At 51.0% G+C, this 20,536-nt stretch carries 18 protein-coding genes, 1 tRNA gene and 1 pseudogene; 9 read left to right on the forward strand and 11 right to left on the reverse strand.

The annotated features are described in order from the left end of the window. Nucleotides 1-55 precede the first annotated feature (55 nt). The 5 genes from HV041_RS11105 (at nt 56) to HV041_RS11130 (ending at nt 4,854) form a co-directional block, all read left to right on the forward strand. A tRNA-Asn gene (locus tag HV041_RS11105) sits at nt 56-131 on the forward strand. Between the two features lie 165 nt (nt 132-296). Next, on the forward strand, nt 297-1,559 hold the full coding sequence (locus tag HV041_RS11110) for an integrase arm-type DNA-binding domain-containing protein (RefSeq protein ID WP_121584502.1): 1,263 nt from the start codon (nt 297-299) through the stop codon (nt 1,557-1,559). A gap of 793 nt (nt 1,560-2,352) precedes the next feature. Continuing rightward, nucleotides 2,353-2,814 carry a hypothetical protein gene (locus HV041_RS11120; protein WP_121584501.1) on the forward strand — a complete coding sequence of 154 codons (462 nt, stop codon included), beginning with the start codon at nt 2,353-2,355 and terminating at the stop codon, nt 2,812-2,814. Next, the gene (locus tag HV041_RS11125; protein WP_121584500.1) at nt 2,811-3,032 is read left to right on the forward strand and encodes a helix-turn-helix transcriptional regulator; all 222 of its coding nucleotides are present in this window, start codon (nt 2,811-2,813) and stop codon (nt 3,030-3,032) included. The genes HV041_RS11120 and HV041_RS11125 overlap by 4 nt, the downstream gene beginning before the upstream one ends. A gap of 940 nt (nt 3,033-3,972) precedes the next feature. Beyond that, the gene (locus HV041_RS11130; protein WP_121584498.1) at nt 3,973-4,854 is read left to right on the forward strand and encodes an integrase domain-containing protein; all 882 of its coding nucleotides are present in this window, start codon (nt 3,973-3,975) and stop codon (nt 4,852-4,854) included. A gap of 897 nt (nt 4,855-5,751) precedes the next feature. On the opposite strand, the gene HV041_RS11140 is transcribed toward HV041_RS11130, so the two are convergent. The 5 genes and pseudogenes from HV041_RS11140 to HV041_RS11160 all read right to left on the reverse strand — a co-directional run bounded on the left by HV041_RS11140 (nt 5,752) and on the right by HV041_RS11160 (nt 10,137). Further along, entirely contained in the window at nt 5,752-6,837 is a 1,086-nt protein-coding gene (locus HV041_RS11140; protein ID WP_226813995.1) for a hypothetical protein, read from the reverse strand. 461 nt (nt 6,838-7,298) lie between these two features. After that, nucleotides 7,299-7,397: pseudogene (locus HV041_RS11145) on the reverse strand (type II toxin-antitoxin system PemK/MazF family toxin); the annotation flags it as partial. A gap of 99 nt (nt 7,398-7,496) precedes the next feature. Then, a complete protein-coding gene (locus HV041_RS11150) occupies nt 7,497-8,522 on the reverse strand; it encodes an AbrB family transcriptional regulator (protein WP_121584496.1) in 1,026 nt (341 codons plus the stop codon). Between the two features lie 75 nt (nt 8,523-8,597). Then, a complete protein-coding gene (locus HV041_RS11155; RefSeq protein WP_061067728.1) occupies nt 8,598-8,807 on the reverse strand; it encodes a 4-oxalocrotonate tautomerase family protein in 210 nt (69 codons plus the stop codon). A gap of 151 nt (nt 8,808-8,958) precedes the next feature. Beyond that, nucleotides 8,959-10,137: an MFS transporter gene (locus tag HV041_RS11160; protein WP_121584495.1), complete on the reverse strand. Its 1,179-nt coding sequence runs from the start codon at nt 10,135-10,137 to the stop codon at nt 8,959-8,961. Between the two features lie 107 nt (nt 10,138-10,244). On the opposite strand from HV041_RS11160, the gene HV041_RS11165 reads away from it, so the two are divergent. The 4 genes from HV041_RS11165 (at nt 10,245) to HV041_RS11180 (ending at nt 14,762) form a co-directional block, all read left to right on the forward strand. Beyond that, the gene (locus tag HV041_RS11165; protein ID WP_121584494.1) at nt 10,245-11,117 is read left to right on the forward strand and encodes a LysR substrate-binding domain-containing protein; all 873 of its coding nucleotides are present in this window, start codon (nt 10,245-10,247) and stop codon (nt 11,115-11,117) included. 235 nt (nt 11,118-11,352) lie between these two features. Further along, entirely contained in the window at nt 11,353-12,390 is a 1,038-nt protein-coding gene (locus HV041_RS11170; protein WP_048211970.1) for an extracellular solute-binding protein, read from the forward strand. Further along, on the forward strand, nt 12,374-14,062 hold the full coding sequence (locus HV041_RS11175) for an iron ABC transporter permease (protein WP_121584493.1): 1,689 nt from the start codon (nt 12,374-12,376) through the stop codon (nt 14,060-14,062). The genes HV041_RS11170 and HV041_RS11175 overlap by 17 nt, the downstream gene beginning before the upstream one ends. Nucleotides 14,063-14,072: 10 nt before the next feature. Continuing rightward, nucleotides 14,073-14,762 (forward strand): ABC transporter ATP-binding protein, encoded by a 690-nt coding sequence (locus HV041_RS11180; RefSeq protein WP_121584492.1) that lies wholly within the window; start codon nt 14,073-14,075, stop codon nt 14,760-14,762. Between the two features lie 23 nt (nt 14,763-14,785). On the opposite strand, the gene ldtA is transcribed toward HV041_RS11180, so the two are convergent. The 6 genes from ldtA to HV041_RS11210 all read right to left on the reverse strand — a co-directional run bounded on the left by ldtA (nt 14,786) and on the right by HV041_RS11210 (nt 20,534). Beyond that, nucleotides 14,786-15,712, reverse strand: a complete 927-nt coding sequence (gene ldtA, locus HV041_RS11185) for a L,D-transpeptidase (protein WP_048211973.1) — start codon at nt 15,710-15,712, stop codon at nt 14,786-14,788. Nucleotides 15,713-15,830: 118 nt separating this feature from the next. Next, on the reverse strand, nt 15,831-16,895 hold the full coding sequence (gene cobT / locus HV041_RS11190) for a nicotinate-nucleotide--dimethylbenzimidazole phosphoribosyltransferase (RefSeq protein WP_048211974.1): 1,065 nt from the start codon (nt 16,893-16,895) through the stop codon (nt 15,831-15,833). 24 nt (nt 16,896-16,919) lie between these two features. Then, nucleotides 16,920-17,663, reverse strand: a complete 744-nt coding sequence (gene cobS / locus HV041_RS11195) for an adenosylcobinamide-GDP ribazoletransferase (protein WP_061067722.1) — start codon at nt 17,661-17,663, stop codon at nt 16,920-16,922. Then, nucleotides 17,660-18,205 (reverse strand): bifunctional adenosylcobinamide kinase/adenosylcobinamide-phosphate guanylyltransferase, encoded by a 546-nt coding sequence (cobU, locus tag HV041_RS11200; protein ID WP_048211976.1) that lies wholly within the window; start codon nt 18,203-18,205, stop codon nt 17,660-17,662. The genes cobS and cobU overlap by 4 nt, the downstream gene beginning before the upstream one ends. After that, the gene (locus tag HV041_RS11205; RefSeq protein ID WP_116360206.1) at nt 18,202-19,722 is read right to left on the reverse strand and encodes a cobyric acid synthase; all 1,521 of its coding nucleotides are present in this window, start codon (nt 19,720-19,722) and stop codon (nt 18,202-18,204) included. The genes cobU and HV041_RS11205 overlap by 4 nt, the downstream gene beginning before the upstream one ends. Further along, a complete protein-coding gene (locus HV041_RS11210; protein WP_061067720.1) occupies nt 19,719-20,534 on the reverse strand; it encodes an energy-coupling factor ABC transporter ATP-binding protein in 816 nt (271 codons plus the stop codon). Before HV041_RS11210 ends, HV041_RS11205 begins: the two co-directional genes overlap by 4 nt. Nucleotides 20,535-20,536 lie beyond the last annotated feature (2 nt).

Below are 20,536 nucleotides of genomic sequence, written 5' to 3' on the forward strand. Positions count from 1 at the left end.
GGAATTGGGGTTTGACAAAAGTTTTTTCGCCGCTAAGATAAGCCTCCACAACGATTCCTCTGTAGTTCAGTCGGTAGAACGGCGGACTGTTAATCCGTATGTCACTGGTTCGAGTCCAGTCAGAGGAGCCAAATTTTAGTTTCATGACGTTCCTATAAGTCCTGAAGCGTTTAAAAAACAAGAAGTTATCTTGACCCGGTTGTCCTGTGAAGGATTGCCGGGTTTCTTGACATCCATAGTTTTTGGGGGCTTAATCGGGGGCCTCACGGTTCGGTGAGAAAATGGAGCCCCCCGCTATGGCATTAACAGATACCGCTATCCGCAAGACTAAACCCACTGAAAAACCCTTCAAACTGGCAGACAGTTCAGGACTGTACCTGCTGATTAAACCCAACGGCTCGAAACTCTGGTACATGAAGTACCGCATCGACGGGAAAGAGAAAAAGCTGGCCTTTGGCCCCTACCCGGACGTTTCTCTCTTTAAGGCACGACAGTTACGCGATGCCGCACGTGCGAAAGTACGTGAAGGAGTTGATCCCTCTGCTGACAAGAAAATTGCGCAGCAGAAAAAGAAAAACGGGCATACGTTCAGCCAGATCGCCATGAACTGGCACGGCGAGCACAGGCGCTGGTCTGAACATTATGCAAACACCATTCAGCGCAGGCTGGAAATGTATGTTTTCCCGGATATCGGGGACTGCCTTATCGATCAGATCACCACGGAGACGCTGTTATTCACCCTGCGCAAAGTGGAGAACAAAGGTTTTCTGGAAATCACTGCACGACTGAAAAACTATGTCACCGAAATCATGCGCTATGCGGTGAAAAAGCAGTTAATCAAATCAAACCCGGCGCTGGATCTGGGCGGTGAGTTTACTCCACCGGAAACCAGCCATTACCCGGCCCTGCCGCTGGATAAGTTGCCTGAACTATTATCCTGGACGGACAGTTACTGCGGCAGACTGCTGACGAAATATGCGCTTAAGCTGTCGCTGCTGTTCTTCGTACGCTCAAGCGAGTTGCGTTTTGCCCGCTGGAGTGAAATCGACTGGCAGCAGAAATTATGGGTGATCCCGGAAGAGCGGGAGCAGATAGAGAGCGTCAAGTTTTCTCACCGCGGCACAAAAATGAAAACACAGCATATCGTTCCGCTGTCCGATCAGGCTATCGCGATATTAAAGCAGGTTGAAGCACTTTCCGGCCATCTGGTGTTTGTCTTCCCCGGCGAATACGATCAGGATAAATGCATGAGCGACAACACCGTTAATAAGGCGTTGCGCGTGATGGGTTACGACACCAAAAAAGAGGTCTGCGGCCACGGCTTCCGGGCGATGGCGTGCAGCGCACTGAGTGAGTCGGGACTGTGGAGCAAAGAAGCCATTGAAAAGCAGATGAGCCATCAGGAAAGAAACAGCGTTCGCGCCGCCTATATCCATAAAGCGGAATATCTGGAGGAACGGATCGCGATGATGCAGTGGTGGGCGGATTATCTGGATGCGAACACTGGCGGGTATATTTCACCGTATCAGTTTGCCAGTCGGCTGAAAAAAGTATCGTAATACAAAGACTTTATTAAAGGGGAAACGGGTGTTTCCCCTTAAGTGCGTTTCAATCCGTGAATTATTTCAGCAGATCAATCAACCGTAGCAGAGCCAGTAACAGCTCCAGTACGGCAATGAGCACAATCAGCTTACGCATCAACGTGTCCATTCGCTCTCCTTTTAAAAGGAGCGCAACACCCGCACTTTACCCTTACATTGCCTGTCAGAGCGGGTTTACAATTATCAGGTTATATTATCACGCTCCAGACCGGGGCACCGCCTGCGGCACCACCCGTCCGGCAGTCAGGGCTTGAAATCGGCTTGGTCTGAAGCGTGACAACCTGACGGCTGGTATTATAATTTCTGTGGTTGCATTTGCAATGGTCATTGAAGCAGGTTAGACTTTCCCTGTCAGGTTGTATTATCACGCAATGTCGCTCAGACTGCCACCTGTAGCCTGAGAGCGAAAAATAAAGAACCCCACCTCACCAGTGGGGTTTTTTATTTTCTGCGATCGGCCTTCCAGAGTGTCTCTTGATGTTGGCGGCTAATCGCGGTATCTTTTACTCGCACTTGCAAATTCAGGTGCCGGGATTGACCTCCTGAAAATACTTCACTGACGACACAAAGGCGCGTCTGCGCTTTTTTTGTGTCGTGCGTTCTGCTGCACCTCAATGGTGGGCCGGGCGGGGGCGCTGCAAAGCGCGCCGGTGTCAGTGAGGCCGGTAAGGTCAACCCCGTCCGGTTCCACCACCCATGAGATTGACCTCTCTGGTGGTGGGAATAATTTTCTTCTCACTGGAGGTTGCCTATGGCTACAACCCTCAACCAGACTCACCCGTTACTCAACATTTCCTTCAACGCCGCCACGGATTTCACCGTCCTTGCCAGCCACTGCGAAAATTTCGCCGAAACCCTGATTGAAAGTAACGATATAGCGTTAAAAATGGCGCTCTGCGGCAGGATCAATACCTGCCTGACGCTGCTCCAGCCCACGCTGCTAGACCCCGTCCCGCCCCATCTTGTTGAAAGCCTGACCGTCGATACCCTTCCCGTCAGTATCCCCCGCTTCGAACCTGAATGTACCGAAATTTGCAACTACTGCCTCGCCCTGACCCAAACGCTGGCAGGACAGGGATTTTCCTCTGAAACGGAGAAATTCCTTAGCTGGCTGTTGTATGACCTGCTCAACTACTTCGCGGCGGAAATGAAAGCCCCACGCTGGCTGCGCACTCCTGAAGGCGTAAAATTTATTGACGGGGTGGCAGCATGATGCCGCAGGACTGGCATTCTGCCGACATTATCGCGGCGCTTAAAAAGCGGGGAACGTCGCTTTCTGCACTTTCCCGTCAGGCGGGGCTGGCATCCTCCACGCTGGCGAATGCGCTGATAAGGCACTGGCCCAAAGGTGAGAGACTGATAGCTGAAAAGTTAGGTGTTGCTCCTGAGCAAATCTGGCCGTCCCGTTATCGCAAGCCGGAATACCGTTGAAGCTAAACCGACTCTCCCGCTCTTCTGTCAGCTCTGCTGGCGGAAGAGCGGGAGAAGACAAGCGAAGCGCGGCAGACTGTCATTCACAAAATGACGAAAAAATCCACAAACAACTCAATTTCCAGAAAAAAGATTTCCCCTTTTCATCCTCATAAACCGGGTGTAATCTCCCTCCTGCAATATGCTGTCGTCGACAGCTCCCTTTGCTTCACAACCTGAAAGAAGCACCTGTTATCAGGACGGTTGATCCCTTTACCGGTGCTAACCTCTGCAAACACCGGGTCGCAGAACATCGCGGCGGAGGCCCGAAGTTATACACGCTACATCCTTTTACTGCGCCAGTTCGCTGGCTACTGTTCCACCTTGTCGGAAATCACCCGATTTCCAGGCCCACTTATACCTGCTGAATTTCAGCGCCTTTTACCTGCACCAGTCCACTGGTCGATGCTGCACCGCGCCGGAAACTTTTCGGTAAATCCTGCATCTGCTGCCACACCAGCGCCTTTTACTTTACGGGCTGCGGCCTGCATTTGCCGTAAGGCTTTGCTGCCGCGTGACCGTAAAACTGCACCAGAATGTGCTCTTTCAGGGCACGACACCTGACTGGGCGTCACTTGAGTCCCGTATCGCGGACACAAGTGACGCCGTTCCACCACGCCAACGCAAGCCACGGAAAATCTGGCCTGCGCCCTCAATCCCCCACACTGACACGCCGTTTTCAGGCCGCTGTCGGTTCAGAAAAGGAGAAAAAGATCGATACCGAGGGGGGCATGACGCCCCGGAGAATTTCCTGCTACGGCAGGCAGCCTGTACCGCGTACAGTCTGAAACTCCCTACACCTCAACAACCTGCCACCCCGGCGTGAAGGTATCGTTCTGGCGCAGCCACACAGCATACGCCGGGGCCAGATTGTGCTTTTTAACAGCGGCAAGGGGTAGCTATGGGCAAATTAGGCGGTGAAATGAAGGCGCTGGCGAAAAAGGCTGGCGGCAGTTTTAAAACGGTGGATGATCGCATTCATATCGTGCAGCGGTTCAGCCACCATTTACGCTCTCTGAATATCCAGATCCAGCGGGTGGAGCAGATCAAGGTTCGTCATATTGAATGCTACATTCAGGCGCGGCTGGCGCAGCAGATTGGCAAACGGACGCTGCAAAATGAAATGGCCGCACTGCGTGGCGTACTGCAACAGGCCGGACGTAAGCAGGTAGCCGAACATGAGCGACTGACCAATAAAGCATTAGGGCTGGCTGGCGCATCGCGTAACGGCACCAACCGGGCCATCACGGCGGAGTATTACAGCAATGTACTGGAAGCCGTCCGCGATAAAGATGCAGGGCTGGCGGTAACGCTGGAACTGACAAGGCTGATGGGGTTGCGCTCGCAGGAAGCGGTTCAGTGCTGTCAGTCACTGAAAACGTGGAAACAGGCGCTGGAGCGCGGCGAAACCCGCTTAACCGTGGTGTTTGGCACCAAAGGCCATCGTCCGCGCGAAACCGTTATTCTTGATGCTGGCGCAGTCAAAAAAGCGCTGGATAATGCCTTATCTGTCGCAGAGCAACGTGACGGTAGGCTGATCGAACAGCCGAATCTCCAGAAAGCCATGAATTACTGGCGGGGAGCGCTCGCTGAAGCCGGACTGACGGGGAATTATACCCCGCACTCACTGCGCTATGCGTGGGCGCAGGATGCGCTCCGCCACCATCAGGCGCAGGGATTCAGCGATAAAGAAGTACTGGCGCTGACCTCAATGGATTTGGGCCACGGCGACGGGCGTGGGCGGTATGTGGTACAGGTTTACGGGCGGCGGGAAGAGGAATAATTTTCTGTTCTGGTGCAATCATGATGTGATCTGCCAGTAAAGGAAAAAGGACGAAGGGGTAAAGGTTCGCTAAGGGTAACAGCGCCAGACCGGAAAGGACTGAAAGGGACGATACTGGTGCAGATGTATGCATATTTTTCAGGGTTTGGCGCAATCATAAATTTTTGCAGTATCTGGAGATTGTCCTGATTGCAAAAGCATCTAATTATTTTGTAATACATAATCAAGACATTGTATGCAACGCAATGATAGAATTGCTTTTCTTTAAAAAATGATTAATAGATGCTTATGACAACCTATTACACCCTTGACAGAACGGCTCAGTGTCATCCTGGACAAACATTTACACATCAAATAACAAGCCCAAATGATTGGTTACGAGATGATAATGGAATCCTTATGCAATTTCCTGTTTCACGGCATGGAAATCATTATCTAAATAGTTCGCTAGTTAACAACGCTAATTCTACATCTGTTGCCATTGAGTTCATATTTGAACTAATTCGGAGGCACCACTTTCCGCATAAAACAACAAGATTTTGCTGTATGTTTGCATCTGACAGCATAGAAAGTGCAGAAAATTTTAGGCGCACAACTAACTGGAATTCCCCTTATAAAATATTTGAATTAGAATATGAAGGCCAGGTTCATAGAGGGGATATGAACCTGTTGAATATTACAGGTAATATGTGGCAAGTCGAACGAAATGCCATGTCATATTGGTGCAGTGAAACATATGAGTTACGGCCAGGGTACCAGCCCTACTGGGAGATATTGATACCGCTGCCAGTGCAATTAGGGAATGTTGTTGCACAATCCCTACCTAAGTGATTTTGTAGTATATTGTTCACGATTAGAATTAGCGGGTGGGCAAATATTTTCATAGCTACACCCTTGTCAGCCTTTTCTGGCATCCAGAACGTTGAGCCCTCCAATGACTGATGATTCAACAATACATGAAAAATCATGTCGTAATTCTAAATTTTTCTGACTTACTAAAGTCTTCAAAGGATTTTCAGTCAAAAATAAATCACAATATCCTAGAGCTGCTTCGGCATGATGGAAATCAAGAAGATCATTACCTGTAAGCTTGCGTTTTTGGTCCCATCTTACTGCTGCATAACAACAAGCGCTTATATGCAGCGTTCGAACTAATTTTGAAAATTTTCTAAATCGCTCTTGCTCAGAAAGATTTTCGCTATTGACTTCAAGTTTGTTATATCCTGCATTATCGGCATTCTTAAATAGTTGCTGTAACTCCTCTTTGAAGAGGCTTAATCCACCCTCAAATTCAATACGATATGCATGTTGATAACTTTTAATTTCGCTAGCATTTTCTTTATTTCCTAAGTTAAGGTTATCTGCTGTTTTTTGCCAATCTGATTGTTTCCAACTTTCGAAATCGATATAATTCATCATTTCTGTGAGTGAAACATTCCACATATGATCAAAAAAAGACTTTTGAATAACTAACTCTTCGGATAATCCAAAAGATGTTTGATGTGGGTGGATTTCACCAAATATATTACTTAGTTTCGTCCATACTAAATATTCTAATGGGATAAGGTTTTCAGCACCAGCCAGAGAATAAATGGCACTACATAATTCCTGATTAATCCTTGCTGGATTAACAATAAGTGTGACACCAAGACTTAGGCGATCTATTAATTTTGCAGTGGCAAGTCTTGTTTTGTTGTCACTCTGTTTCATAAGCTCAACATAGACAGTTTCAGATATAGGACAAATGCCCACACCATCATCAACCAGACATTTAATACGATGAAGGAGTTGAATTAAATTTTGATTGTTATTTCGTCCAAGCTCAACTTCTCTAAGAAGTATCCAAAACCGTAAATCCAAATAAATTTTATACTTATTTGTAACTTCTATCCCAAGCTCAAGTCGTTTTCTTCTTACATGTTGCTCTAAAGTTACATCTGGTTGTTTGCGGTGTAAATCTATTGAACTGAACATATTTTCCATATCTGTCACAAGGTTCGGAATTAAAGGTTAGCACCTTACCCTGTGCAAACCAAGTTCAGCATAGATCAATGATCTGTTATCACACTTCGGCAATATTGGTGATTTGCATGTTGTTCAAATGTTACCCAGCCAGTAATGCTGTGTATTTACACAGTAATATTGGTAGATATTTTTGCATGTTAAAAGGGATAAGCCCGGTAAATTTAGATTTGATAAACCCACTTCTGACACTAAGCCGATTAGTTATATTTGTTTACTACAGCGTGACCTATATCACATTTTAAAACAGGGATTACATTTGGGGCTTTTTTGAGGGCCTCATTTTAATTTTTGAAATTTAACTTATTAATATTCAATTGGATACATTAGATATCGCATCCAGTCGGAGGAGCCATATTTAAGAAGCCTGCTTAAGGAAACTTGAGCAGGCTTTTTGTTATTATGGAATTGCGACTAAAGCATCAGGCCAGAATGGCTTCCAGTCGGACCAGCACTTCATTCACTACGACTTTGGGTATACGCTCCAGTCGCTTACCGCTCCGGGTGCCCATATCAATTGAAGGTCTGAGTCGAGAGCTCAAACTGGAGCATAGTTTGACCGACGTGCTTGAGGCATGGGATGGCCCATCTCAGGCCAGGCTGGCTTTCGTCTGCGGTTGTTAACCTACTCTTATCTGCCTTTTTCGAAATAACACCAATGCAGGTACTGTATGAATAATCAGCATACGAATAATGTGGTTAGCCATAACAAAACTCGCATCTGCTTTTAACGCCAGCGCAGCAAATGACATCGATTCCACGCTGCCAGGCACCCAGGAGAGCATTAACACCGGGAAAGGATAGTCCAGCAAACGCGCGGAGATAAATGCCATGAATACCGTCGCCCCTACCCCTATCAAGACAAGCTGAGCCGATGACCAGAGATGACGGCCAAATTCAGCCATAGAAAACGTCGTAAAATGGTGCCCCAGCACGATCCCCATCAACACCATGCTAAGCTGGTTGAAGAGATCGGGAAAAGTGAGCGGCTGCGAGGATAAAGTGTGCAACGCCGCCGCGCAGATCAGCGAGGTGATCATATAGGGCGCCGGAAAATGTAAGCGCTCTAGGAAGTTCCCCGTTATATATCCTGCTACTACCATTCCCACCAACCACAGCAGATTGTGGCCGGAGAAAAAAACGGCTGGAGTCGATGCCAGAATATCTACGGATGCGCCACGGGTGATATAGCCAGCCAGAAACGTCAGGGTAATGAGACGCAGAGAATGCGAGATAACAATCTTTTGTGGCGGAGTCTTAATATGGGAGGCTAGCGCCAGCACCGCCGCCATCGCTCCGGGCACCGCACCCAAAAGCGCCTCTTCTTTACTCCAGCCCAACCGCCGCACACACCAGAAGTAGCTCAAGGTAAATTGCAAAGATAAGCAAAGTAATAACAGAGCAAAAAAAAGACTGAACTGGCGATGTTCACCATATGAAAAATCCCTAAACATCATCCCGATTGAGATACCGAGAGAAAGCTGGATGACCGTTATACTCCCCGGCATTGAGGTTACGGAGATCCCAACCCGCTTAAGTATAATCACGGTAAAGAGGGCACCAAACATCATACCCAGTGGAACATTACAGAACGTGAATCCCTGCCCGACGAGAAAACAGAGGATAATACCTGCCAACACTCTCATCGACGCCCTCTCCAGGTCAATTGTTCTATCACAAACTGATATCAGGCGAGGAGCCCACGCCCCCCGCCATCAGATTCACTCTTTGCTGGCTTTTTCACGCAATTCGGTCACCGGTACGCCACCAATTCCCCAGTTATCAGTATCGACTTCGTCAATAACCACAATAGTGGTGTCAGGATTTTTGTTAAGCACATCCACCAGTAGCTGAGTAACACCTTCCATCAGCTGTTTCTTTTGTTTATCGGTAACACCTTCATTGGTGATCTTAATATTTACATAGGGCATAAAAACTCCTGTAAACCAGATAATTATGGGAAATGCGCACAGAGAGAAGAGCGCAAACCCGTTAAACAGCAGAACAGAGTCATACTGCTTTTGAAAACGAGTTCTGCCGCAAGAACTATTAAGGTTATTAGCTGGAATATAACTATTATCATTATTTTCCAGAATATTTAACTTTGTTGTATTGCCAATAACTAATCGCTGCTGCGATAAATAACGAGGCTGCCCCCAGCAATATGGAGTAGGTCATCCCATTTTTATTACTCTGAAAGACACTGACAACTAATGGGCCGAGGATTTGCCCTATCCCATATGTCAGCGTAACAAGACCGAGGAGATTAATCTTCTCGGGTGCGCTTATTTTTCTAGCCAGCGGCATGACCAAAGAGCTTGTACCCATAAATGTGCCGCCAAATCCAATACAACTAATGGTTAACAGCAGTGGCGAGTTAATAAATATGGCCATGACTACGCAACTCGCTTGCACAATTAAGTTAACGCTCAGGCAGGATAATATATTCCATTTGCGAGCAGCCCAGAGCCAGCCATAGCAGCCAGGAATAACAGCAAGGCCGACAATAGACCAGATATGGTCGGCTAAAAAAGTGTTGCCACCCCCCCAGGCCATTAACGGCAAATACGTGGCGACAATGATATAACCGAACCCCGCCAGGCCATACAGTAAGGCTAAATTCCACCACTGGATATCCGACTCCGCACCTGCGGCAGCTTTTACTGAGGAGATCATATACTTATCTTTCGGCAATAGCATCGTCAGTATGACGAAAAGTATCGCTGAAACTATGGCTGCGCCAATCCACAACACATGTGAATTTAAGGCGTAGGATACGCCAGCAATGACATATTCATTGCCGATAAAAATGCCCATTCCTACGCCCGAAAACAAAGAGGCGATAACAAAAGGGTTATGAGTATGCTGAAGGACCAGCATTGAACCAAATATCATCATTCCCGCGCTTGCCACACCTGCGAGGAACCTGATTAACAAAATAATTTCTGGCTGGGTCACTTTTGCCATCAAAAAAATCAGCACGACGGTAAGTAGTGCTGAGACCAGTAACAACACTCTTAACTTATTGACAGCGCTAAAAATACCAAAAGAGAAAAGGAGGCTGCCAACAAGGTAACCTGCGTAGTTGGCGCTGGCAATTATGGATAATTGTGAAAAGGTAAACAGTCCTTCATGAAGCATAAGCGGGAGCATAGGCGTATATAAAAAGCGCCCAATGCCCATTCCTAAGGTCAAGACGATCATACCAAATACAGCAGTACTCAACTGACGGAGGCCAACAGCACTGTGATCGAGATCCATATTTTGGCCTCAAAAGACGAATTAAGTTTGATTGTTATCTTACACAAGGAAATGATAATAAAAAGTTAATAAAAATAACGAAAACATTCACTTTGAGTGATGCTTCTATGAACAGTACCTCTCTGAACTTGTTTAAAACGGTGGCGGAAACGGGCTCCATATCCGCTGCTGCACGTAGTCTGAACTGCGTTTCTTCGAATGTCACAACCCGCCTTAAACAGCTGGAAGCCAGCCTTGATGTCTCTCTGTTTGTGCGCGAGAAAAATCGACTCTACATTACCCCTGAGGGCGAACTGCTTCTGCGTTACGCCAACAAAATTTTGGCGTTGTTAGAGGAAGCAGAATTGTCGATGCTGGGAACAAAAGTGGCGGGGCCATTGCGAATTGGTGCAATGGAAACGACCGCAGCGGTACGTCTCCCTTCGATACTGGCGAATTTCCACCGCGAAATGCCTTCCATTGAGTTAAACCTGAAAACCTCCCCTACTGAGGCGCTGGTGCAACACATTCTGAACAATGAACTGGAAATCGCATTCGTTGCCGATCATCAGGGACTGCATATGGAAAATTCGCCCCTGCAATCACACGTGTTATGTCAGGAAACGCTGGTACTGGTAACAGCGGCAGAGCACCAGAATGTCATTACTGGCGCTGACCTCCAGGTGACAAGGCCGCTGGTTTTTGTTAAAGGGTGCAACTATCGCTCCCGCCTGGGAGAATGGCTGCGCCTACAGGGGGTCGATTACGCCGATCCTCTGGAATTTGGCTCTTTTCAGGCGATCCTTGGCTGTGTGAGTGCCGGGATGGGGATTGCGCTGTTGCCGGAAAATGTTGTCAGACAGTATGAGAATAACTTCCCTGTCCGCAGTCATATGATTACGCCACAGATAGGTAAAGTGAACACCATGATGATATGGCTAAAAAGCCGCGAAGTCAGCCGGGTACTTAATCACTTTGTCTCGTTTATTACGCGGGCTTAAGTGATTACGCCTGGTAACGCCAGGCAGCCGGCGACCCAGTGTATTCATGGATGCTAAATATCTTATCCATAACAGGGACAGGCCACTTCACACCGTTGATTAAAGTTATGTAAATGTAAATTATTTACACTTTGCAATGATTGTAATTGCTAGTGATTATCATTTATTGTACGCAGGCAAAAAATGAGCCCCTGCCCGGGTCACTGTACGTTCCAATTACGCTGGGATATAAACGATGAATGCTCTGCCTCGCACTGGACTGCGCCGTATCACGCTTGCTTCTGCTCTCGTCCTCTCTGTCAGCCTGCCGGCTTTCGCCCAGGATGCGTTAACGCTGTATACCACCCGTGAACCGGGCCTGATTCAGCCCCTGCTTGATAGCTGGACGAAAACCAGCGGTATAAAAGTCAGCACGGTCTATATCAAGGACGGCATGCTTGAGCGTGTTAAAGCGGAAGGTAAAAACTCCCCTGCCGACCTGCTGATGACCGTTGACGCCGGGAACCTTATCGATTTAGTCGAAGCGGGTGTGACACAACCCGTGGAGTCAGAAGCACTGAAAGCGGCTATTCCGGCCAATCTCCGCGGTGCGGATAATCAGTGGTTTGCGCTGTCAATGCGTGCGCGAGTGTTGTACGCCGAGAAGTCAATGCCAATCGATAACTGGCATTACGAACAGCTCGCCAGCCCCGAGTACAAAGGTAAGGTTTGTATTCGTTCCGGTCAGCATCCGTACAATACGGCGCTGATCGCCGCGATGATTGCCCATCACGGCGAAGCAAAAACGGAAGAATGGCTGCGTGGCGTGAAAGCGAATCTGGCACGTAAAGCGACTGGCGGCGACCGTGACGTTGCCCGCGATATCCTCGGGGGTATTTGCGATATTGGCCTGGCGAACTCCTATTACGTCGGCCATATGAAAAACGCCAAAGAAGGCAGCGATGCACGTCAGTGGGGCGATGCAATTAAAGTCGTTAAGCCAACCTTTGAAAATGGCGGCACGCACGTCAATATCAGCGGCGCGGCAGTAGCACGCTATGCCCCCAATAAAGCCGATGCCGTTAAGTTGATGGAATATCTGGTTTCCGCACCTGCCCAGCAGCAGTACGCAAAAGCGAACTTCGAATACCCGGTACTGAAAGGTGTCACTCTCGATCCGGTGATCAACGCCACAATTGGTGAGATCGATGTCGATAAAATTCCGTTAACCGAAATTGTGAAATACCGTAAACAAGCAAGTCTGCTGGTAGATAAAGTTGGATTCGATCAATAAACTTCTACAGTTTCCGACGTTACGCGGCCTAGTTTCCGGGCCGCAGTCATTATTAACGCCGTTGCACCTTGGGGCGCTTTGCATTGCGCTTGGCGTCCTGACTCCCATCATTGCGCTTATCTGGCAAGCTACCCAGTCGGATTTATCGCACTGGGACAATCTCATTACGTTTGTGCTGCCTGCAGCATTAAAAAATACCGTACTGCTGTTAGCCGGTGTGGCAGTGCTGGTTGGCGTGATTGGCGTAGGCAGCGCCTGGGCCATCACAGCATGGGACTTTCCTGGACGTAAGATCCTCAGTTGGGCGTTGCTGCTGCCGCTGGCGATGCCAACCTACATCGTCGCCTTTGCCTGGCTCGATCTACTGCATCCAATTGGCCCTCTGCAAACCTTTATCCGCTTCCTGCTGGGCTTTGACAGTCCACGGCAGTTCCGGCTACCGGATTTGCGTTCGCTTTCCGGCGCGATTATTTTGCTCGGTTTAGTGCTCTATCCTTACGTCTACCTGACGACCCGCGCCACCTTTATCAGTCAACCGGCCCATTTACTTGAGGCTGCCCGCACGCTGGGATGCAGCGCTGCCGGGACGTTCTTCCGGGTCGCCCTGCCAATGGCGCGCCCGGCACTGGCTGTCGGCATCAGCCTGGCACTTCTGGAAACGCTCAACGATATTGGTGCATCGGAGTTCCTCGGCGTACAAACGTTAACCGTTACCGTCTACACCACGTGGATCTCTCGCTCTGATTTATCCGCCGCCGCACAAATCGCCTGCATGATGCTGATGTTTATCTTCTTCATTCTGACGCTGGAATTTTACGGGCGCAGAAAGCAAGGATTCAGCAGCCGAAGCCTGCGGGAAATCCAACCCACTCGCGTGCCCGGCTGGCGTGGCTGGCTACTCGGCGCGGTCATTTCGCTACCGGTTATATTGGGCTTTGTGGCCCCGGTTCTCTTTTTGATGTGGGAAAGTGCCAAACGCTTAGGGGACACGAGCCCCCTTTCCGCCTCGTTGCTTTCAGCATTACAAAATACGCTCTTGCTGGCAGCAGGCACCACGCTGGTGGTGATTTGCGTCAGCTTGCTGGTGGCCTGGAGCGCACGCCATAGCGCAGCAGACAACGCGATGCCTGGCTTTCGTCGTGGCGTGATGCGTCTGGCCTCCCTCGGTTATGCGGTGCCCGGAACGATTCTGGCGATTGGTTTTTTGCCCCCAGCGATGGCTGTCGATCGTTGGCTGGCCGACTTACTGGATATTCGCGGGTTACCGCTGATGTCTGCCGGTATTTTGTTGGTCATTTGCTGCGCGATGCGTTTCCAGGCAATTGCCATCGGCGCGCTGGACTCCGGTCTGGGCCGCATCCCGCCGTCACTCGAACAGGCTTCACGATTGCTCGGCGAAAACGGTGCCGGAACATTTGCCCGCGTTCATTTTCCGTTACTGCGTCCGGCATTAGTGAGCAGCGCATTGCTGGTTTTTGCCGATGCGATGAAAGAACTGCCAACAACGCTGCTGTTGCGCCCGGTAAATTTCGAAACGCTGGCCACTCTGCTGTATGCAGAAGCGGCCCGCGGGACCTATGAAGAAGGTGCTATCGCCGCGCTAATGATTGTTTTAGCAGGTACACTGCCCGTTATATTGTTGGTGCGTCACCAGATGACTCGCCGTGGTTAAGAGAGCAACAATGTCAGAAATCGCATTACGACTCCAGGACGTGCACGTTGCCTACGGCAACAGCCAGCAACCGGTCCTGAGCGGATTCTCAATGTCGGTACGCAAAGGAGAAATTGCCTGTCTGCTTGGTGCTTCAGGCTGCGGGAAAACAACGGTGTTGCGTGCAGTTGCCGGTTTTGAACGACTGCTGTGTGGAGAGATCTATGTCTCAGAGCGGCGTATCGCTGGTCCCGGCGTTCATTTGCCCCCGGAAAAACGTCATGTCGGCATGGTCTTTCAGGAATACGCCTTATTTCCCCATCTGACCGCACAACAAAACGTCGCCTTCGGTTTACGGCGTATGCCACGTGAAGCGCAACAGGCCAGAGTGACGGAGCTGTTGAAAATGGTGGAATTGCACAGTCATGCTAACCATTACCCTCATGAACTTTCTGGCGGGCAGCAGCAGCGCATCGCGTTAGCCCGCGCGCTGGCGCCACACCCAGAAATTTTACTGCTGGATGAGCCCTTCTCCAGCCTGGATAAGCGCACACGCGAGCGCCTTGGTAATGAGGTTCGGGATATTTTACGCGCCGCAGGCCAGACCGCGCTGCTGGTTACCCACAGCGAGCACGAAGCTCAGTTGATGGCGGACCATATCGGTTTTGTGAAAATGGGTCAGTATCAGCTTAAAAAAGCGGCCCACCATAGTCAGGGCTAAGAAAGAGCCGCGTAGTGGCATCGCTAATGTGTCTGCACCAGACTGATATTCACCGGCATCCCGGAACGGCGTTCCAGCGCCTGATTCCCACGATTCACATCCACGTCATTCCCGCTGATAAAAGTACGCAAAACGGGGGTGATGGGCAGCGGAACCTTTCTGTCAGATTCATATTCGGAGCGATTGCGGGACAGCGGTTCATGAACCTCAACCCAATGGCTACCGTCTGGCTCGGTGCTGAATTTTACCGGTCGGTCAATAATCTGAACACGCGTGCCAACTGGCACAGTATCAAACAGGTATTTGATGTCGTCATTACGCAGACGGATGCAGCCCTGGCTCACGCGTAGCCCAATACCGAAGTTGGCATTAGTACCATGGATGGCGTACAACCTGCCGATATAGATAGCGTACAGTCCCATCGGATTGTCAGGCCCGGCAGGCACAAACGCCGGTAAGCTTTCCCCACGAGCAGCATACTCCCGCCGGGTATTTGCCGTGGGCGTCCAGCTTGGTGCTTCCTGTTTACGTTCGACCGCTGTGACCCAGTTGCGCGGAGTTTCCCTCCCGGCCTGCCCAATACCAATAGGTAATACCTCTACCGTATTAGCACCCTCAGGGTAATAGTAGAGCCGCATTTCTGCGACGTTGATGACGATGCCTTCACGTACGGTATCAGGCAATATCAACTGTTGTGGCACCACCAGTGTGGAACCCGACTTTGGCAGAAATACGTCCACACCAGGATTGGCTTCGAGCATATTACTCAATCCCTGTCCATACTGTGCGGCAAAAGCCTCCAGGGGCTGAGTATTACCAGCGGGAATCGTTATCGTCAAAGGGCTTCCCACCAGACGGCTGCCCTCAGGAGGCAATGGGTAGCTCACCGCCTGCGATCCCTGACTCGCGAGCAGCATAACAAGAGCACACAGCAGTTTTACACGACGCATCTTTTTCCTTTCCTTCGTCGCAGCAGATATCCATTAAGTATAGCTTTTTTATCTGTTTTAGGGGGTTACGACGAGAATGCACATAAAAACCCCCGCCATAAAGCGGGGTCGTGAGCGGCTACGCTTCTTTGCCATCCGGTAATACAATATTACTGGCAGCTAACTGCCCCATATTGCTATACATCGCGCAGGCCGCTTCAACAATGGGCATCGCCAGCGCGGCACCACTGCCTTCGCCTAAACGCATTCCCATGTTGAGATACGGCTCCAGTTCCAGGTGCGCCAGTGCAGTACGAGCGCCCTTCTCGGCGGAGAAATGCGACGGGATCAGATAAGGTTTAATCTCCGGCGCTATCTGACAGGCAGCCAGTGCCGCCGAATAAGACAGGAAACCATCCAGGATGACCGGCAGACCGCAAGACGCCGCACCTAACATCACCCCCGCCATACCGACAAGATCAAAACCACCCACTTTTGCCAGCACATCAATACCGTCATTGCGATCCGGCTGATTGACGGCAATGGCTCGCCGTACAACATCAACCTTATTGCCTACCCTCGAGAGCGGCAGGTTAGCGCCGATACCGACCACATCCTCGGCATCGCTGCCGGTCAATACGCTGACGATTGCCGCCGCGGGGGTCGTATTGGCCATACCAAGTTCACCGACGCCAAACAGCGTTACGCCATCCCTGGCCAGCTCATGGGTATAACGGATAACTTCCAGCAGCAGTTCCTCGGCCTGAGAACGGCGCATTGCCGGGCCTTGAGCAATATTACCGCAGCCGCGCGCCACGCGCATATTCACCACGCCGGGAATGAGTTCAGCATCGATGCCGACATCAATCACATGTACCTTTGCCCCCGCCTGAGCAGCCAGCACGCAAACGCCGGTCGTCCCACGCGTCATATTAGCAGCCTGAATAGCCGTGACGATTTTAGGCGAAACGGCAACCCCTTCATCCCACACGCCATGATCGGCACACATCACCAGCATCGCTTTGCCATTCACATGCGGCACACCCTTCAGGCCTGGCATACCGGCCAGTTGCACAGCGAGAGATTCGAGTCGCCCAAGACTTCCCGGCGGCTTAAGCAGGCCATCAATATGTTGCTGCGCGCGCAACATTGCAGCGCTATCGGGAGAAGGGATCGCGTGAAGTAAAGAGGATAAAGTCTGCATAAGGGTTCCAGTATGTTGACTGACTCAAAGCAGAGCCAGCAGGAAAACCAACTCGCCAAGTTCAATGGCCGCACCCAGCGTATCGCCGGTTTGCCCACCTAACGTGCGTTTTAATAACTGCCCAAGAATGAAGATCGCCACCAACGTAACGACCAGTGCTGCCACACCACGCATACCGGGAAGTAGTACGGCGGCAAGGATCGCCGCAAATCCCAACGTGACGCAGGTTTGACGCCCGGAGACTTTGCCGATAAAGACGTTGCCCAGCCCTTCTTCGCGCGCGTAACGATGTCGATACATCAGCAAAACAGCACAGCCCCGCCCGGCGACACAAGCCGCAGCAAGCGCCGCCAACATCGGTGTGCCACGCAAAGCCAGTTCGCTCACTACCAGCACTTTTGCCAGCAACACGAAAATTAGCGCCAGTCCGCCGTGGGTTCCCAGCCGGCTGTCGCGCATGATCTCCAGCATCCGTTCGCGTCGACGGGCAGAGAAAATACCGTCACAGGTATCCGCCAGGCCATCAAGATGAAAACCGCCGGTCAGTAGCGCCAGGGTCAACACTGCAAACAGCGCCGCCAGTGGGATACCGCACCAGGCCTGTAGCGCCATAAAGACCAGCCCCGTAAGCCCGCCCAGCACCACGCCAATCAGCGGGAACATAACAATGCCACGTGAATAGTGCTCGAAATCCAGTCCTTGCGACCAGCGAGCAGGAACGGGCAAGCGACTGATAAAAGAGAGCATTGCCCAGAACAACTTACTCATTTAATTTTGACTCCAATTCCTGATACCACCAGCCAGACCTCATCGGCTGCTGCCGCCAGTCGCTGATTCACGCGTCCTGCAATATCGCGAAAATGCCGTGCCAGACGGTTCTCCGGAACAATCCCCATTCCCACTTCGTTGGTCACCAGCACAACCTTTGCCGGGCAGCGCTGACAGGCAGCAATCAGCGAACGGATCTCATCCTCGATCGACTGCTCCATCGCCGCGTAATCCCAGCTATCCGGGTCACTGTCACCGCCCAGTGCAAACAGCAGGTTGGTCACCATCGTGGTAATGCACTCCAGCAAAATGGCTTCCTGCGGATCGTTTTCTGCCGTTATCAGTTCATCGAGATGTTGCCAGCGTTCAGCTGTACGCCAGTGCGCAGGGCGTCCATCGCGATGATGCTGAATTCGCGCCGCCATCTCCTTATCAAAGATCTGCGAAGTCGCGATATACAAAACGTTTGGAGAATCCGCGATCAGCGCTTCCGCATGTCGACTCTTGCCGCTACGCGCACCGCCGGTAACCAGAATCATCATACGGGCTCCCGGTGTTGCTGCATGATGGTATAAATTTTCTCAATATCGATGTGTTGCCGCATCGCATCCGCCAGCAGATCAAACTGCTGCGATTTATATTGCGCGTAATGGAAGGTGGAATCCAGCGGTGCTAACCCTTTACGTACGCGCAGGCCATTAACCAGCGCCCGGGTAAATTCATCGCTGTCGAACACACCGTGAAGATAAGTACCAAACGCCAGGCCATCCGGCGTAACCGCGCCGTCAGCCACATTGCCGCCGTCTTTGCGCAGCGTCATCACCGACCGGCATTCTTCGGTTAACGTCGTTTCGCCCATATGGATTTCGTAACCACGAACGGATAACCCTGCCGCGCCCGCCAGCCAGTCAGGCAGCGAGGAGGACATTTTTCCCTCAACCAGAGTGGTGGTTTTGTGCTGGGCAAAATGGGTGACGGTATTGAGCAAGCCCAGACCCGGCAGCGTGCCAAGCCCTGACTCCACTTCATCGATGATCGTATCGCCGAGCATTTGATAGCCGCCGCAAATCCCCACCACCGGCACATTATTACGATGCAATTGCACGACGCCGTGCGCCATTCCGCTCTCACGCAGCCACACAAGATCGCCCAGCGTATTTTTGCTGCCGGGCAGAATCACCAGATCGGCCCCCGCCAGTTCTTCAGGCTGGCGCACATAGCGCACGCGCACATCCGGCTGTGCGGCAAGCGCATTGAAATCAGTAAAGTTAGAAATGTGCGGGATTTGCACCACGGCGATGTCGATGTCGCGTTTATCAGTGCGCAAATATTTGCCCTTTTGCAGCGCAACGCCATCTTCATCTTCCAGATCCACATCCAGCCATGGCATGACGCCCAGTACCGGCACCCCGGTCAGCGCTTCAATTTGCTCAATACCGGAATACAGCAGCGCCACATCGCCGCGAAATTTATTGATGATCACCCCTTTGACCCTGGCGCGTTCATGATCGTGCAATAGCGCCAGCGTGCCGTAAATGGAGGCAAACACCCCGCCACGGTCGATATCCGCCACCAAAATGACAGGACATTGCGCCATTTCAGCCATGCCCATATTGACGATATCGCGATCGCGCAGGTTAATCTCGGCCGGGCTTCCCGCCCCCTCCAGCACCAGCACATCGAACTCTTGCGCCAGACTGTTATAAACTGACAGGATTTGATCCCGCAGACGCGGTTTGTACTCGTGGTAACTGACCGCATCCATATCGGTTGCCACTTTGCCCATCAGCACAACCTGCGCTTTACGGTCGCTGGTCGGTTTAAGCAGCACCGGATTCATACGCACATCTGGCGTAATGCCAGCGGCTTCAGCCTGAAAAATTTGCGCGCGGCCCATCTCTTTGCCCTCTGGCGTAATACCAGAGTTCAGCGCCATGTTTTGCGATTTGAACGGCGCGGTACGCAGCCCATCCTGATAAAAAATTCGACACAGCCCGGCGACCAACACGCTTTTACCCACATCAGATGCCGTTCCCTGCAACATTATCGCCTGCGTCATGACGCCTCCTTCAGTGCGTTCTCTCGCATACAACTAAAAAATTCAGCCTCTGTTTTACACAGCGGGAAGCCCAGCTCGGTGTGCAATTTCACCAGCCATGGCTGAGTTAACCCGGCTTGTTCAATAAGATCGGTACGGGCGAACACGTCACCCGGCGTACCGTGCGTCAGCACTTCTCCGCGACGTAAAACATACACCGCATCGCTGACTTCATAGATGAGATCAATATCATGGCTGGAAATAACCACATGATTTCCTTGCGCCACAATGCGTTTGATAATCTCGATCATCTGCGTACGCCCTGATGGGTCGAGACCGGCGGTGGGTTCATCCAGTAACAGATACTGCGCTTGCAGCACCAGCGCCCCGGCTATCGCTACGCGTTTTTTTTGCCCGTGGCTTAAACACTGAATGGGCTGATGGCGAAAATGCTGGGCGTCGACCAGCGTCAAGGCATCGTCCACCCGACGGGCAATTTCAGCCTCGTCCACCCCGAGATTGCGCAGGCTAAAGGCGATGTCACTGTCGATGTCGGTATAAAAGATTTGCTGATCGGGGTCCTGAAATACCGTTGCCACCTGCTGACGTAGCGCCAGCAGGCCGCGCTTGCTGTAATCCAGTGGTTTTCCTTGCCACATCACCGCCCCCTGTTGTGGGCGCAGTAAACCGCTCAGGTTCATAAACAGCGTGGACTTCCCACAGCCATTGGCCCCCACCAGTCCGGTGACGGCATGTTGAGAAAAGTCCAGCGTTAGCCCTTTGAGAATCGGGTCATCCTGGTAGCGAAACCAAAGCGCTGAGGTGGCAAGCATAC

This window comes from Citrobacter sp. RHBSTW-00029 (assembly GCF_014104295.1).
Taxonomy (GTDB): Bacteria; Pseudomonadota; Gammaproteobacteria; order Enterobacterales; family Enterobacteriaceae; genus Citrobacter; species Citrobacter youngae.